This window comes from Rhodococcus sp. 14-2470-1b (genome assembly GCF_002259415.1).
Classification (GTDB): Bacteria; Actinomycetota; Actinomycetes; order Mycobacteriales; family Mycobacteriaceae; genus Rhodococcoides.
The window spans coordinates 607,993-622,805 of record NZ_NPFY01000011.1; the positions used below are offsets into that span (position 1 = coordinate 607,993).

At 65.2% G+C, this 14,813-nt stretch carries 19 protein-coding genes; 11 read left to right on the plus strand and 8 right to left on the minus strand.

Translation table 11 applies throughout. The features are described 5' to 3' along the window. The first annotated feature begins 179 nt into the window (after positions 1 to 179). Genes CH293_RS09925 through CH293_RS09940 form a run of 4 tightly spaced genes read left to right on the plus strand, consistent with a single transcriptional unit; the run spans position 180 to position 2,717 of the window. Positions 180 to 620 carry a DUF6069 family protein gene (locus tag CH293_RS09925; RefSeq protein ID WP_094720107.1) on the plus strand — a complete coding sequence of 147 codons (441 nt, stop codon included), beginning with the start codon at positions 180 to 182 and terminating at the stop codon, positions 618 to 620. 19 nt (positions 621 to 639) lie between these two features. Then, the gene (locus CH293_RS09930; protein WP_094720049.1) at positions 640 to 1,224 is read left to right on the plus strand and encodes a MaoC family dehydratase N-terminal domain-containing protein; all 585 of its coding nucleotides are present in this window, start codon (positions 640 to 642) and stop codon (positions 1,222 to 1,224) included. Then, the gene (locus CH293_RS09935; protein ID WP_094720048.1) at positions 1,221 to 1,943 is read left to right on the plus strand and encodes a hypothetical protein; all 723 of its coding nucleotides are present in this window, start codon (positions 1,221 to 1,223) and stop codon (positions 1,941 to 1,943) included. The genes CH293_RS09930 and CH293_RS09935 overlap by 4 nt, the downstream gene beginning before the upstream one ends. A gap of 51 nt (positions 1,944 to 1,994) precedes the next feature. Further along, positions 1,995 to 2,717: a Clp protease N-terminal domain-containing protein gene (locus CH293_RS09940; RefSeq protein ID WP_094720047.1), complete on the plus strand. Its 723-nt coding sequence runs from the start codon at positions 1,995 to 1,997 to the stop codon at positions 2,715 to 2,717. 40 nt (positions 2,718 to 2,757) lie between these two features. Here the strand turns inward: CH293_RS09940 and CH293_RS09945 are convergent, their stop codons facing one another. After that, positions 2,758 to 3,954, minus strand: coding sequence for a multidrug effflux MFS transporter (locus CH293_RS09945; RefSeq protein ID WP_094720046.1), 1,197 nt, complete (start codon positions 3,952 to 3,954; stop codon positions 2,758 to 2,760). Positions 3,955 to 3,997: 43 nt separating this feature from the next. Here CH293_RS09945 and CH293_RS09950 point away from each other — a divergent pair, with 43 nt between their 5' ends. Then, a complete protein-coding gene (locus CH293_RS09950; RefSeq protein WP_255122777.1) occupies positions 3,998 to 4,447 on the plus strand; it encodes a MarR family winged helix-turn-helix transcriptional regulator in 450 nt (149 codons plus the stop codon). Here CH293_RS09950 and CH293_RS09955 read toward each other — a convergent pair. Next, positions 4,444 to 5,412 (minus strand): NAD(P)/FAD-dependent oxidoreductase, encoded by a 969-nt coding sequence (locus CH293_RS09955; protein ID WP_094720106.1) that lies wholly within the window; start codon positions 5,410 to 5,412, stop codon positions 4,444 to 4,446. The genes CH293_RS09950 and CH293_RS09955 overlap by 4 nt on opposite strands. Before the next feature lie 273 nt (positions 5,413 to 5,685). Between CH293_RS09955 and CH293_RS09960 the strand changes: the two genes are divergently transcribed. After that, on the plus strand, positions 5,686 to 5,901 hold the full coding sequence (locus CH293_RS09960; RefSeq protein ID WP_230595540.1) for a hypothetical protein: 216 nt from the start codon (positions 5,686 to 5,688) through the stop codon (positions 5,899 to 5,901). Between the two features lie 41 nt (positions 5,902 to 5,942). Here CH293_RS09960 and CH293_RS28170 read toward each other — a convergent pair whose 3' ends face one another. The 3 genes from CH293_RS28170 to CH293_RS09970 all read right to left on the minus strand — a co-directional run bounded on the left by CH293_RS28170 (position 5,943) and on the right by CH293_RS09970 (position 8,717). Next, on the minus strand, positions 5,943 to 6,110 hold the full coding sequence (locus tag CH293_RS28170) for a hypothetical protein (RefSeq protein ID WP_176459954.1): 168 nt from the start codon (positions 6,108 to 6,110) through the stop codon (positions 5,943 to 5,945). Positions 6,111 to 6,138: 28 nt separating this feature from the next. After that, complete coding sequence (locus CH293_RS09965; RefSeq protein ID WP_176459953.1) at positions 6,139 to 7,779, minus strand: alpha/beta-hydrolase family protein; 1,641 nt, start codon at positions 7,777 to 7,779, stop codon at positions 6,139 to 6,141. A gap of 86 nt (positions 7,780 to 7,865) precedes the next feature. Continuing rightward, positions 7,866 to 8,717 (minus strand): MBL fold metallo-hydrolase, encoded by an 852-nt coding sequence (locus tag CH293_RS09970; protein ID WP_255122776.1) that lies wholly within the window; start codon positions 8,715 to 8,717, stop codon positions 7,866 to 7,868. Between the two features lie 282 nt (positions 8,718 to 8,999). Between CH293_RS09970 and bla the strand changes: the two genes are divergently transcribed. From bla to CH293_RS09985, 3 genes are all read left to right on the plus strand, one after another. Further along, on the plus strand, positions 9,000 to 9,920 hold the full coding sequence (gene bla, locus CH293_RS09975) for a class A beta-lactamase (protein ID WP_094720043.1): 921 nt from the start codon (positions 9,000 to 9,002) through the stop codon (positions 9,918 to 9,920). 11 nt (positions 9,921 to 9,931) lie between these two features. After that, positions 9,932 to 10,882, plus strand: a complete 951-nt coding sequence (locus tag CH293_RS09980; RefSeq protein WP_094720042.1) for an SGNH/GDSL hydrolase family protein — start codon at positions 9,932 to 9,934, stop codon at positions 10,880 to 10,882. 111 nt (positions 10,883 to 10,993) lie between these two features. Then, positions 10,994 to 11,635 (plus strand): LysE family translocator, encoded by a 642-nt coding sequence (locus tag CH293_RS09985; RefSeq protein WP_094720041.1) that lies wholly within the window; start codon positions 10,994 to 10,996, stop codon positions 11,633 to 11,635. On the opposite strand, the gene CH293_RS09990 is transcribed toward CH293_RS09985, so the two are convergent. Further along, the gene (locus CH293_RS09990; protein ID WP_080732958.1) at positions 11,531 to 12,118 is read right to left on the minus strand and encodes a helix-turn-helix domain-containing protein; all 588 of its coding nucleotides are present in this window, start codon (positions 12,116 to 12,118) and stop codon (positions 11,531 to 11,533) included. The genes CH293_RS09985 and CH293_RS09990 overlap by 105 nt on opposite strands. A gap of 16 nt (positions 12,119 to 12,134) precedes the next feature. Then, complete coding sequence (locus CH293_RS09995) at positions 12,135 to 12,638, minus strand: PaaI family thioesterase (RefSeq protein WP_037109670.1); 504 nt, start codon at positions 12,636 to 12,638, stop codon at positions 12,135 to 12,137. A gap of 228 nt (positions 12,639 to 12,866) precedes the next feature. On the opposite strand from CH293_RS09995, the gene CH293_RS10000 reads away from it, so the two are divergent. Then, the gene (locus tag CH293_RS10000; protein WP_094720040.1) at positions 12,867 to 13,748 is read left to right on the plus strand and encodes a spermidine synthase; all 882 of its coding nucleotides are present in this window, start codon (positions 12,867 to 12,869) and stop codon (positions 13,746 to 13,748) included. Between the two features lie 76 nt (positions 13,749 to 13,824). Then, entirely contained in the window at positions 13,825 to 14,118 is a 294-nt protein-coding gene (locus CH293_RS10005; RefSeq protein WP_037109665.1) for a putative quinol monooxygenase, read from the plus strand. On the opposite strand, the gene CH293_RS10010 is transcribed toward CH293_RS10005, so the two are convergent. Further along, a partial coding sequence (locus tag CH293_RS10010) for an EAL domain-containing protein (RefSeq protein WP_141217163.1) occupies positions 14,115 to 14,813 on the minus strand: 699 nt, incomplete at its 5' end. The two genes, CH293_RS10005 and CH293_RS10010, sit on opposite strands and share 4 nt — an antisense overlap.

A 14,813-nucleotide genomic window follows, 5' to 3' on the forward strand; every position in this document is an offset into this window, starting at 1 on the left:
TAGTCCACGAACCGGCTGTCAAGTTCGCCCTGACGGGAAGATTACTGTAGGACCCCTCCACTGTGCTGGGAACCTCGTCACGAGTCCTGCGTCGGTGTGCGATGAGTTCTCGGATCGGTACGGGTCTGCTCTGTCGAAGCAAGGCGACCCTGGTCCTTGCGTACAGGCAGGAGTCACCCATGACCACGTCGATTTCAGGAATTTCTGCTCGCTCGTTGTCGCGGCCGCGAGCAGTGTTGTTCTCCGTGTTGCTCGCTCTGGTGCTCAATCTCGTTCTCTGGGTGATCGGGCTGGCAGCGGGCGGAAATTTCGAGCTGACCGACACCGGAACCACCATGGCGGTCGCACCGGGCGGAGTCGTCATGTTGACGGTCGTGCCCATGGTCGTGGGAATGGGCGTCGCCGCCCTCGTGTCCCTGAAGTGGCTTCCCGTCGTTCGCATCGCACAGGTCGTCGGAGTCGTCGCACCGTTGGGCACCATCGCGATGACCGTCGCCGCCGACTTCGACGCGGCCAGCACGATCACCCTCGCACTCATGCACGTCGTGATCGCGGTGGTCGTGCCGCTGGGTCTGGAAGCCCTGCGCCGGGGGGCCGTCGGGAGTGGGCAGTCCAGATGAACGCGTAAAATCGGACACCATGAGTGCATCGGACGGCACAGGATCGCAGGACGACGCCGCATCACAGGACGACGCCGCATCGCAGGACGTCCCTGGGCAGGTTCGGGCCATGGTCGGGCAGAGTTACCGAATCGACGATGTGTACGAGGTCGGCAAGGCCAAGGTCTCGGAGTTCGCGAACGCGGTACAGAATTTCCATCCCGCGCACTTCGACCAGGACGAGGCGACGGCTCTCGGCCACAGCAGCCTCGTCGCGCCGCCGACCTTCATGTCGCTCATCGCGTTCGTGGCGCAGCGACGGATGTTCGAGGAAACGTTCAGTTGCTACGCGATGCCTCAGATCCTCCAGGTGGATCAGCGATTCACCTTTCACCGGCCGCTGCTGGCCGGGGATCGGTTGAGCTGCGAAGTGTCACTGGTGTCGGCGCGGCGGGCCGTGGGTGCGGATCTGATGGTCGTGGAGAACGAGATCTTCGACCAGCGTGATCAACCGGTGCTCACGGCGGCGACGACGATCGCTGCGTCCACGGACATCCAGGCACCGGAGGACTTCATGAGCGCCGTCGAGCAGATCATGATGGCCGGAACGGCTCCGGTGGCATGAGCAGCGGCTCGCCTACTCCTGATCTGCCGGGGCCGGAGGCCATGCGTGGTCGCTGGGCGTTGTGTGCGGCCCTCACGGCGGCGCAGGGTTGGCCGGACCACTGCCACGCCCGCCCCGGCAGCAGTGCAGCGCCCGGTGCAACGTGGCACTACGACGACGGCGGGGGCAACTGGGCGGCACTGAGGATCGCGGCACCGAGGATCGCGGGACTGAGGATCGCCGACGCGTCCGCTTCGGTGTCGAGTGAGATCTCGCGGGCAGTTCTGGTGGGGTACGACCACGAGTACAGCGAAACGTACTTCGGTGCAGCCGCCGAGTACTTCGGTGAACCCGAGACGGACCTCCTGCGCGGGTTACCTGCCTGGACGGGCGACGTGGTGGCCGATTACATCGCGGACATTCAGCGGTCGGGCATGTGGCTCGGGTTCGTCTACGTATTCGATAAGGGCCGGTGGTCACGCGCCGCGTACAGCGCTCCCGACGGTTTCGCGATGTTGAATCTGCCGCCCGTCAGTGCGCAGGCGACGACCGAGCATCTGGCGGAGTTCCTGAACGGCATCGCGGGCGACCAGGGCGTCGCCGCGGGAGTCGACGCGACGGCGGTGGCCGCCGCGGTGGCTGCGGGTCCGGCGGTCACGTCGGAGCAGCTGCGGGCGATGTTCGGAGCACGGCAGGTCGACATCGAGGCGGGCGTCGCTGCTGCGCGGCTGTTCGCCTGAGATCGTCAACTGGGAGTTGACGAAGCTCGATCGTCAACTTATGGTTGACGCATGGTCGAATCAACGAAAGTTCAAGTCCCTGTCCGCCTCGACGATCTGATCGACGCCATCAAGAAAGTGCACGACGACGAGCTCGAGCAACTGTCCGACGCGGTCGTCGCGGCCGATTCCCTCGGCGATCTGGCCGATCACCTGATCGGTCACTTCGTCGATCAGGCGCGCCGGTCGGGTGCGTCGTGGACCGAGATCGGCCAGAGCATGGGCGTGTCCAAGCAGGCCGCGCAGAAGCGATTCGTTCCGAAGGGGCCGGGCGGATCCGATTCCGCGATGGACGCCTCCGAGGGCTTCAAGAGGTTCACGCCTCGGGCCAAGAACGTCGTTGTCGCGTCCCAGAACGAGGCTCACGCCGTGGGCAGTGCCGAGATCGCTCCTGCCCACCTGGTTCTCGGCATGCTGACCGAGGAGGAGTCGATCGGCACTCGATTCCTGTTGTCCGACGGCCGGACCGAACAGCAGGTGCGCGACGCCGCGCAGGCGTTGCTTCCCGCGTCGGAAGGCGAGTCGCCTGCACTGATCCCCTATGACGCAGGCTCGAAGAAGGTGCTCGAACTCACCTTCCGCGAGGCACTGCGTCTGGGGCACAACTACGTCGGGACCGAGCACGTGTTGCTGGCAATGCTCGAGTTCGAGAACGGCGAGGGTCTGCTCACCGACCTCGGCTTGGAGAAGAATGCCGTCGAGGAGCAGTTGGTGGCGGCTCTCGGCTCGCTCTGAGCACCAGGCCTCTGTCCTCTGTTCCGAGGCCTCTGCCTGATCAGTCCTTTCGGCTCACGAAGCAGGCACCGGCGGCGATGAGTGCGCTGACGAACATGGCGATGACCATGGGAACGGCGGTCTCCTCGCCGCCCAGGCCGACTAGTGGCGAAATGAGTGCGGCAAGACCGAATTGGAGTGCACCCAGCACAGCCGAGCCGGTGCCGGCGAGATGCGGAACCTGTGCGACGGCAAGGCTCGTCGCGTTGGCGAAGACGAAGCCCTCGGCCACGAGTGTGAGGAACAGCAAGAGGAGCGTCGGCCACAGGCTGATTCCGACCATGACGAGAACGAGGAGCAGCGTGGTCGTGACAACGAGTACGCCGATCCCAGCGGTCATCATGCGGTGCAGGGAAATTCGGTCGGCGAGCTTCGCGGTGATGGCACTTCCGACCATGAGTCCGAGTGCGTTCACGGCGAATGCCGCCGAGTACTGGCCCGCCGACAGGCCGAGCATGTTCTGCAGTACGAACGGTGACGCAGAGATGTATGCGAACATCACGCTGAAGGCGAAGGCGAACGTCAATGTGTAGGCAACGTATCGGCGGTTCTTCACGACGGATCCCATACCGCTGATCATGTGGGCGAGGCCTCCATCACGGCGGTTCTCGCGGTCCAGTGACTCGGGGACCAGCGCGATGGCACACAGGAGCATCACTGCAGTCAGGCCCGCAATGATCCAGAAGACGCCGCGCCATCCGAGGGAGTCGACGACGGCGCCGCCGATGAGTGGTGCGATGACCGGGGCAACGCCGCCGATGATCATCATCAGCCCGAACAGCTTGGCGGCGTGGCTTCCTTCGGTCCGGTCGGCGATGATCGCCCTCGACAGCACGACGCCCGCAGCTCCGGCGAGGCCTTGGACGAACCTGGCGGCGATCAAGAACTCGACCGACGGTGCGAGGGCGGAGGCGATGCCTGCGACGAGGCACACGGCGGCTCCGACGACCAGCGGGACTCGTCGGCCGAGTTTGTCCGACAGGGGTCCGATGATCAGCTGGCCGATGGCGAGGCCGATGAGAAAGGTGGTCAGCGTGAGCTGAATGCTGCTGGCGGAGGTGTTCAGATCGGCTGCCATCGCCGGGAACCCGGGGAGGTACATGTCGGTCGCGAGCGGTGGTACGGCGGTGAGCAGTGCGAGTGCGCCGATGAGTACGGCGTTCGGTGCTGCAGTCCGGGAGGGCGTGGTGGTAGTCATCGACTAGGACAATAGCTTATATTTTTATATGTATTATGTCGGTGTGACGGACACGACCGGACCTGCAAGCCTCGCCTCGGTGCTGCACGACCTGAGTTGGATCATTCAACGCGGGGATCGCGTGGAAGGGCTCGACATCGAACCGTTGCCTGCACCGGAGGTGACCGTGCTCAAGCACATCGACAGGCATGCGGGCATCGGAGTCTCGGCGCTGGCAGACATGTTGGCGATGCAACCCTCCAACGTCAGTGCCGCGGTCCGCACCCTCGTCGAGCGTGGTCTAGTGGTCAAGAGTCCGTCGCCGGTGGACCGACGTGTCACGCAACTGAACGTCACCGATCGAATGCGGCGCCACCGAACCCGCATCGAAGCGGCATGGTCGGCACGGATCACCGGAGCTCTGGGGCGACTGCCGGACGAGTCCGCCGCGCAGCTCGTCTCGGCAGCGCCGGCCCTGATGCTGCTGATGAACGAGTTGCGCGACCGCGCTTAGCGTGCGGCGCCGGTCGAGTCGTCCGGGCCGGCGGGCAGGCGAGTGTCCTCCTCGATGAGGCTTGCGACGACACCGCCCGCCGCGCGGACGCCCGCTGCGGCAGAACCGATCACGTTCTCCATGGGGGCTGCGACGTTGCCCGCGGCGTAGACGCCGGCAACCGACGTCGCGCCGGTCTGATCCGTCGCCACGAACGACGCCCCGGCGGGTACGTCGCCCATCATCATGTCGGTGACCTCCAGTCCGAGGCTCACCAGAACGCCGGCGTTGGCGGTGAACGTCGGCTTGGTCACCACTGCGTCCACCGGAACCACCGAACCGGTGGTCAGCTGAACGCCTACGAGCGCATCGTTCTCGACGGCGATCTTCTGCACGGCGTCCGATATCACCGCGACGCCGCGTGCAGCGAGTTTCTTCGATTCGTCTGCGGTGGGCACGAATTCGCGGGTGAAGAGCACCACGTCGTCGACCCACTGCCGCCACATCAGTGCCTGATGAACGCCGAAGGGGCTGCCGATGATGCCGACCTTCTTGTCGCGCACCTCCCAGCCGTGGCAGAACGGGCAATGCAGAACTTCACGCCCCCACCGCTCGGCGAGACCGTCGATGTCGGGCAGTTCGTCCGTCAGGCCTGTCGTCACGAGCAGGCGTCGGGCGGTGAGAGTGACGCCGTCGGCGAGTTCGACGGTGAAGTGGTCTCCGTGCGCAGCCGCCTTCACCGCCGTGCCCGCCTTGATTTCTGCGCCGTATCCCTGTGCTTCCTCGCGTCCGCGTGCCAGGAGTTCGAGAGGCGGAATCCCCTCCAGCCCTAGGTAGTTGTGGGCGTGGTCGGCAGGTGCGTTGCGTGGTGAGCCCGCGTCCACGACGAGAACTCGTAGGCGCGCACGTCCGAGCGTCACCGCCGCTGCAAGTCCGGCCGGGCCGCCGCCGACGATGATGACGTCATGGTCGAGGTGTGTAGTCATGCGACCACTGTGGCCCACCTGCAGCCGCATGGCAAGTAGGTTTGCCGATTCGGCAAAAGATAGGGCCCTTTCGGATTCTGAGTCGGTTTGGACCGTCCCAACCGAGTCGATCGACGGTGAAACCGCAGCTCAGCCGACTGGCTACGACTTGAAGACCCCGCTGGGGTGAGGTTGACTCGAGGCCGGAACCGCAGGAGTCACGGACCGCAGGGATCGAAATTGGGGGGATACATGAGGAGAGGACAGCACTTGCACCGGCGAGGTGACGTAGTGGTGGCCGCACGCAATCTGGGCAAGCGTGCATGGTGCAGCGGGGTACCGGCCGGAACCGTCGGGGTGGTGGTCGACATCGACTGGCTCGGGGATCTGCGCGTGGAATTCGACATCGCCGGAGATTGGCTCTCCGGTCGATGCGTCGTCGAAAAGGTCGTGACCGACAGTGACGTGCACCTGCTCAGGCCTGCCGAGCATCGGCTTACCGGAACCTGAGGGTCATCGACACACAGGGATCATTCGGTGACACACAGGGATCATTCGGTGTCGGTGGCGGGGCCCTCATGGGTTGCGCCGCCTTCACCGGACCAATCCCCGGACTCCTCGCCTGCAGCGGGGTCGGACTGAACGTCGTCGTCGGCACCCGTCGGCGACGTATCGGTATCGGTCGTGGCGGGATCGGGCTGCTTGTTCGTTTCACTCATGCGGCCGGGTTACCCCGAGTGCGGGATCTCAACCCGCGATGATCTCGCGAAGACGCTCGGTGTCCTGCGAGGTCCAGCCCTCGGGCTGAAGGATCTCGGCCCACAGGTCGACGGCGTCCTCGCCGTAGTTGTGGCCGTATCCCTGCGGAACGTCGGTGGAGAACACCATGTCGAACGTCGTCTGCCAGAAGGTGACGAACGGGAACCATCGAACGCCGGGGTCGACGTCGACTCCTCGGGGCTCGCGCAGCCAGTCCGGTTGATGCAGAAGCAGATCCGGCGACCACCACGTGATGGGATCCGACGCGTGCTGCCAGTACACCACACGAGGTTCGGCCCAAGGAGTGCCGATGTCGAGGTCGCTCGGTCTGCCCGCGAACCGGACGTAGCGGCCGCCCGATATCACCGGGAGGATCTCGCGTGAACCCGCGTCGCGGTTCGCCGTCGTCTCCGCCCACTGCTTGGTGAAGTTTGGGTTACCGACCCACAGAGCACCGTCGGTGCGCGCCACCATGTCCCGTGCGCCACCGAAGGCGTCCTGCCCGCCGTACGCGCCCAGGCTCTCTCCGAATGCCACCAGTTCGGGCCGCGTGCCCTCGGGACGCTCGAGGATGGCGTCGTACACCTTGTCGAACAGCGCGCGTCCTGCTTCACGCGGTGAATCACGATCTGCGAGAAACGCTATGGGGCTGGGCAGGAACGAGTACTGCATCGACGCGATCGCCGTGTCCCCGCCGTTCATGTACTCGAACGATCCGGCGACGGCTTCGTTGACCCAACCGCGTCCGGTGGTGGTGGCCACGGCGACGACGGCCCGGTCGAACGCATCGGTACGTTCCAGTTCCGCGACGACGCGGTCGGCGGCCTCGTCGATCGAATCGGCCTCCGCAGCCCCGACATACGCCCGGATCGGCGTGAGAGCATCTGCACCGGTGAACGATTCGATCTGCTCGGCAGTCGGGCCGGAGGCGACGAAGCGCCTCCCCTCCATTCCGAGGGAGTCCCAGTCTTCGTACGAGTCCGGTGATCCCGATTTCTCCATCGCGGCAGGCTGCTCGACGCCGGGGTGGCTACCTTCGTCGGCCAGTTTCGACGAGCTGGCAATGGTCGCGATGAGAACGTTGTTCACCGCCCCGTTGACGACGAACAGCGTCAGGATCGTGACGACGGCGATTCCGATTGCCTTCGCCGCGGGGATCGGTACGAACCGCGTGCACAGAACAGCCAACCGACGTGCGCACCAACGGAGTCCGCGGGCGGCGAGAAGCAGGAGAACGGCAACGACTACCGCGACGAGAAGTACTGCGATGTACAGGATTCGGCCCGGGCCTTCGTCGTCGACCTCGACGAGCCGTCGCACGATCTGCTGCCACCATGATCCGAGTACCAGAAAGAGTGGCACGACGATCGCGGTGAATACGGCGAGGGCCCACCAGCCGTACCGTTTCGTCGCGTCGGACCATCGAGGACGAATCCCGCACCGATGCACCAGCCACACCACGGCGCAGCCGACGCCGTAACCCGTGGCGATGCTGATGCCCGACGCCACGCCCTGTAGATACCAGGCGCGCGGCAGCAGCGACGGGGTCATCGAGAAGGCGAAGAACACGACGCCGAGGAACAGTGCGGCCGGTTCGAGTCGCGAGCTGAACAGCCGCAGCGAGTGCATCGTCACATAGTAGATCCGTAGGCGCGGAACGGTGCTGTTTGTCGGTCAGGGTATTTCTGGACCGCACCGGGGTCTGCCGCGCCCGGTTACTCCAGCGCCAGTATGTGTTCGCGTGCGCCGATGTGTTCGAAGTACCGGCGTGCGGAGCGCACGACCGCCGCGTGGGCATCGTCGGTGATGATCCGGTCCCACCATGCGCCGTACAAGGATTCGAAGCTGTAGGGAGCGACCATCTTCACAGCGCGCAGGATGGTGTCCGGGTGCTCGGGGATCAAGTTGGGATAGCTGTACATGAATCCGACCCACCGGCGGTCGGCAACCACGGTGAAGATGTCGCCTGCGCAGAGCGCTCCGCGCCCGTCGACGCCGTCGGCCCAGTGCATGACCGTTCCGCCGTCGAAGTGGACGCCTGCACGGAGGAGGGTGCGGCCGGGCAGGATTTCCGTGCGCTCACCGGACCACAGGACGACGTTGTCGGTCCGCGTCAGCCAACGGGCGTCACGTTCGTGAACGTAGATCGGGGCGTCGTCGAAGGCTCGGGACCATTCGACCATCGAGCTGTAGTAGTGCGGATGCGATAGCGCGATCGCGGAGATGCCGCCCAACTCGGCGACTCGGGCGACGGCGGCGTCGTCGATGTAGGTCACCGAATCCCACATGACGGTCCCGCCGTGGCCGGGGACGAGGAGTGCACGCTGTCCGATGGCGAGTGCGGGGGAGGTCGCGAGTCCCCACAGACCCGGAATTTCCTCACGGATCTCGACGCTGTGGCCCTGCTCCCGAAGTTTCGCGAGCGATGTCCACCGCTGGCCGTCGTAGCCGATGTACTGGCGCTCGTCCTCGCAGATGATGCATGCGGCGGGCCGATCGTCGCGGCCTGCGGAGTCACGGTCGTACTGGACTCCGCAGGTCACGCAGATCGGAAGCCGATTATTCATGACGGACAACTGGAGAAAGCCCTGTCAGAGGAGAGCGGGCTGTCAGAGACCGAAGGGGAGAACGCCCGGCTGCAACTCGAAGCCGCTGCTTCCGGCGGACGCGGTGCCGATGCCGCCGAGGATCAGGTTGATGAAGTTCGTGATCATAGGTGTCTCGTCTTTCGTATGTATTCCAGGTGAACCCGGTCGAGGGTACCGGCCGAATGCAGGCCCGACCAGGTACACAGGCCTTTCGGCACTGGGAGCTTCCTGTGAATCGGCATCCGTGTTCTCCTGGGATGCATGGCGCACACCCGATCACGCAGGCAGTTCCTCGTCATCGCAGGCTCGGCGGCTCTCGCGGTCTCCTGTGGCGCGGACCCCTCCCCCGACTCCGCGGGATCTGGGCAGCCGAACTCCTCCGAGCAACAGCCGGCCGGCCTCGAGGAGCAGTTCGCGGCGCTCGAGCAGCGATTCGACGCGCGGCTGGGAGTGTTCGCCGTCGACCTGGATTCGGAGGTGACCACGACGTATCGGGCGGACGAGCGATTCGCATTCTGCTCGACCTTCAAGGTCTATGCGGCCGGCGCCGTACTCGCCGCCGCAGACGCCGGCACGTTGTCGCTGACCGAGACACGCGTCGTCGAAGCCGAGGACAAGGTGCCGGGATCGGCGATCGACTGGGAGGCCGGCCAGGCGGTGACGCTGGAACAGCTGTGCGCGGCCGCACTGACCCGCAGCGACAACACCGCAGGCAACTTGTTGATCGACGCGGTCGGCGGGACCGGCGAGCTGACGGCGTTCGCGCGTTCCCTCGGTGACGGGCAGTTCCGTCTGGACCGCATCGAACCCGACCTGAACACCGCCCTGCCCGGCGACGACCGTGACACCACGACCCCGGCCGGCCTCGCCGCGGGATATCGGTCCCTGCTCACCGGCGGGCCGCTGTCGAACTCGTCGAGGGCCACGCTCCTGGACTGGATGGCGGGCACGCAGACGTCGGACACCCGATTCCGAGCCGGAGTTCCAGCCGGCTGGACGACGGCGGACAAGACAGGCACCGGGTCCTACGGAGTCTCCAACGACGCCGGTCTTCTCCTCGCAGCCGACGGGCGGCGGATTCTCGCGGTCGTGCTGTCGAGAACGGCGAGCGACGATCCCGACGCCGCGGCCATGAACGAGTTGGTCGCGGACGCCGTCCGGGAAATCGTCGCGCGGGAGTAACGTCGTCCACTATGCGGCGCGCAGCACCGGGGATTCCTGTATCCACCGGGTTCACTGCTGCACTCGTCCTGGGCGCGGTGAGCATGCTGGCCGCCTGCTCCACCGAATCCCCCAACGCTCCCGAATCTCCCGCCGCTCCCGAGTCTTCTGGGCTCCAAGCGCCTCGGCCGACGGTCTCCGAAGGCACGGATATCGACTACGTGGCATTGGGCGATTCGGCAGCATCGGGGCCGTTGATTCCACGATCGACGGGGACACCCGGGTGCCTGCAGTCCGACTCCAACTATCCGCATGTCCTCGCCGGTCTCGTCGGTGCGGCGTCGTTCACGGACGTCTCGTGCTCCGGGGCGCGGTCGGAGAACATCGTCACCGATCAGCAACAGACCAACAGTGGGCCGATCCCGCTGCAGATCGAGGCACTGTCTCCCGAGACGGATCTGGTGACCGTCACCATCGGCGGAAACGACGTCGATCTCGTCGGGCAGGCCCGAGGGTGTGTCAACTTCTCCCCCGAGCCGGACGGCACGTCGTGCGCAGATGCGCTGACCGCCGGAGGCACCGATGTGCTTGCCGACGCCGTCGCCGCGGCCGCTCCTCGATGGGGTGAGGTGTTCGACGCGATCGGCGAGAGGGCGCCGAACGCGCAGGTGGTCGTCGTCGGATACGGAACGTACGTTCGTCCCGGTGGGTGTTACGGAACGCAGGCGGTGTGGGCCCGCGATGCGGATTATCTGCAGGCGAGCGTCGACCGGATGAACGACGCACTGGCCCAGCAGGCAACCGAGCACGGTGCTCGGTTCGTCGACGTGCGTCCGGTCAGCGTCGGACACGATGCATGTGCCGCACCTGCGGAGAGGTACCTCGAAGGTGTCGTTCCGGCGAATCCCGCAGCGCCACTGCATCCGACTGCCGCGGGAATGGCGGCATTCGCCCGGGTCGTCGCGGATTCGATCGATCTCTAGCTGACTGCGCCCGACGGGGGGTGCACCGAATCAGCTGTCCGAAGAGTGAGCGGGCCAGGATCGTAGAACTGGACCGATACATCGGCGTCCGTCGGTGACACTGTTGAAGGCATGGTGTCCACGGCAGCTGTGCTGGGTGTCTTCGCCGTCGCTCTGGCGATGGTGCTGACTCCCGGCCCCAACATGGTGTATCTGGTGTCGCGCAGCATCTCTCAGGGACGCAGCGCTGGACTGGTGTCCTTGGGCGGTGTCGCGCTGGGGTTGGTGGTGTACGTGATCGCCACCAATCTCGGCCTCGCTGCCGTGTTCGCGGCGGTCCCGACGCTGTACCTCGCGATCAAGATCGCCGGTGCGTGTTACCTGCTGTGGTTGGCTGTCTCGGCGGTGCGAGGTGCGACGAAGGTGTTCGAAGTCGAAGGTGTGCAACGGGATTCGAACCGAAGACTGTTCACGATGGGGCTGTTCACCAACCTGCTCAACCCCAAGATGGCCGTCATGTACATCTCGGTCATTCCACAGTTCGTCGATCCCGCAGCGGGTTCGGTGTTCCTGCAGGGCGTCACCCTGGGCGGGGTGCAGATTGCCGTCGCGGTGACCGTCAATGCGCTGATCGTTGTCGGTGCCGGATCCATCGCCCGGTTCCTGTCGCTACGTCCGACCTGGATGAGGGTGCAGCGCTACATCATGGGAACTGTGTTGGGCCTGTTGGCTGTTCGGCTCGCGACCGACGGAAGCCGCCCGGCTCCTGCGTGAGCGTCGCTTGTCCGGATCCTGCCGTTCGCGCATCATGTCCGACGCGGCGGGCCCGGCGACGAAGTGAGCTTTGCTCTCGGCAAGAGTGCGTCCGGTTCGTCGATCGACGAAGACCGGGTCGATGGTTTCTCCGTCGGCGTCGACGAGAACGACCTCTCGGTCCTCGTGTTCGATGTGTTCGTTGCCCCACGCGTACAACGCGACGATGACCGAGCTGAGTTCACGGCTGCGCTCTGTGGCGACGTACTCGAATCGCGGTGGCCGATCACTGTACCGACGACGCTCGAGCAGCCCGGATTCGACGAGCGATTTCAGCCTACGGGTCAACATGTTCGGTGCGATGCCGAGGTTGTGCTCGAACTCGTCGAACCGGGTGAAGCCGTCGAGGGCGTCGCGCAGAATCAGGAGCGTCCACCATTCGCCGACCTGTTCGAGCGCGGACGCGATAGGACACCCCATCGTGTCGAAAGCGTTGCGCTGCATAGGTTGTGCCTCGGCCTTACCTCGGAGGGATGACCAGCAGTGAGCTCGTGCCGGTAGCGACGAGCTTACCGTCCTTGTCCACGATCGAACCTTCGGCGAAGATCACGCGGGAGCCCCGCTTGGTGACCGTTCCCGTCCCGATCAACGGACCGGAGGTGTCGAGAATGTTCCTGAGGTAGCTGACGTTCAGATCGATCGAGGTGTAGCCGACGCCTGCGGGGAGCGTCGTGTGCGCGGCGCAGCCCACGAGTGTGTCCAGAAAGGTGCAGGCCAACCCGCCGTGCACGGTACCGATGGGGTTGTAGTGCGCCTCGGACGGTGTGCACTCGAAAACGACCTTGCCGTCGCTCACCTCGACGGGAGCGAACTGCATGAGGACAGCAATCGGCGGTGGTGGCAGTTCACCGGACGCCACCGCCTGCATGACTTCCAATCCGCTCAGCTTCGATGCCTGACGCAGCACCTCACGGGGGCTGACCCAGGAGAAAGTCTGCGAACGCTGGTGTTCCTCGGTGAGCATGGCTACCCCTCGCAGCTAGTAACTTGCATGATGCAAGTCAGTATGCGCCTCCGCTCCTTCACGCGCAATGTGACCCCGAATCGCACGAAGGTGGATCGAACCGGCGAGGGGCCGACCAGCTGGTCGGCAACGGATGATTAGGCTGATCGACGGACACTCCCATTCCGCAATCACGAGGCCGCAATCACGAGGCCGCAATCGTGAGGCCGCAATCATGAGGACAGGACCATGAGTTCGAAGTCGCGCAACCCGAAGGCGCGTCGACCGTCGGTGGCGCGCACGGGCACCGCCGAGGCTGGGGAGTACCGAATCGAGACCGGGACAGCGACACTCGTGCGCGATTCCCTGTCCGCCGACGGGTGGACGCTGGAAGTGAACGGTGTACCCAGCTCGCACATCGACGCCCTGGATCCTCAGAGGCTCGATTTCGAGTACATGAGGTGGATCGCGTCTCTCGTCGAGCATCACGGTTTTTCCAGCCCGTCTCTTTCGCGCTCCTCGAACGGCAAGCTGCGTGCCCTCCATCTCGGCGGTGGCGCGTGCACCCTCGCCCGGTACTTCTCGTCGGTGTATCCCGATGCGCGGCAAGTGGTCGTCGAGTTGGACGGCAAGCTCGCGGAGTTGGTACGCGACTGGTTCGATCTACCTCGTGCGCCGTTACTCCGCATCCGGGTGGGCGAGGCCCGGGCCGTCACCGAAACCTTGTCCGAGAACAGCCGTGATCTCGTCGTACGAGATGTGTTCGCCGGTGCGGTGACTCCCCGGCCACTGACCACCCGGCAGTTCACCGAGCATGTCCGACGGGTTCTGGCCCCCGGCGGACTGTACGTGGTCAACTGTGGCGACACCCGGGACTTGACGATGGCCAAGCGCGAGGCCGCGACCATCGGCGAGATCTTTCCCCACACCTCGATCATCGCCGATCCTGCGATGCTCAAGGGCCGTCGTTACGGCAACGTCGTGATCGCGGGCAGCGACATCCCGCTCGGCGATGATCCCGGGCTCGCCCGGGAGTTACTCGGCGGCGGAGTCCCCGCTCAGGTCTGGACGGACGAGCGCGTGCGGGCGTTCTGCCGCGATGCCAAACCGCTGTCGGACGACGAGGCATAGGCTGGAACAGTCGGTACCAGTATTCATCCCGACAACTGCACCGGCGAACACCCGAAGAAGCAAGAGGAGATTCACCATGACCTTGGTTGCCCTGCTCGACGTGAAACTGAAGCCCGAAGCGCTCGACGAGGGCAAGCGGGTTCTCGGCCGGGTGCTGGCCGAGACTCGGGCGTTCGACGGGTGCCTCGGAGTGGACGTGCTCGTCGACTCCGACGACGAGACCCACTGGATCGCTTACGAGCGTTGGGAATCGGCGGAGGCGGACGCGAAGTACCGTGAGTTCAGGGCTGGACCGGGCAAGACCACCGAGTTGGGCGCGCTGCTGGCCGCCGCGCCAGGGCTGACCAAGTACACGGTGTCGGACATCTAGCTGGTTACCGGACGGCCGGTGTAGAAACCTTGCACCATGTCGACGTCCAGTTCGACGGCGACGCGCAGTTCTTCTTCGGTCTCGACGCCCTCCATGATCAGGGTTGCTCCGACCTCGTGCGCGAACGACGCCAACGCTGCTGCTGCGGCTCGTCGCGTCGGGTCGGAGTCGATCCCGTGGACCAGGGTGTAGTCGATCTTCAGTGTGTCCGGTTTGAGTTCGACGACTTGCCTGAGGCCGGAAAATCCTGCGCCGACATCGTCTATCGAGATCCGAACGCCCGCCGCACGTAGTCCTTCGACCGATCGGGCGATGGCCCGGTAGTCCTCGACCCGTTCGTGTTCTGTGATCTCGAGGTAGAGCACCCGAGAGTGGATGTGAGGGCGTAATCGCGCCAGTAGATCCGTCGAGCGGATGGTGGAGGCGGACGCGTTGAGGGAGAGAAATGCCGATTCCGGCAGCACGTGCATCGTATTCAACGCACCGTCGATCGCCGCGAGTTCGAGCTGTGGTCCGACACCGGCCGCCGTGGCGTCCTTGAACCACATCAGCGGTGAGCCGTGGCCGAACGGAAAGCGCGACAGCGCTTCGTATCCCACGACGGCGGTGGTGACGGTGTCGCAGATCGGCTGGAACACGACAGTCGGGCCGCCGTCGGCGATGAGATTTTCGACGCGATCACGCACGAGGAGCGC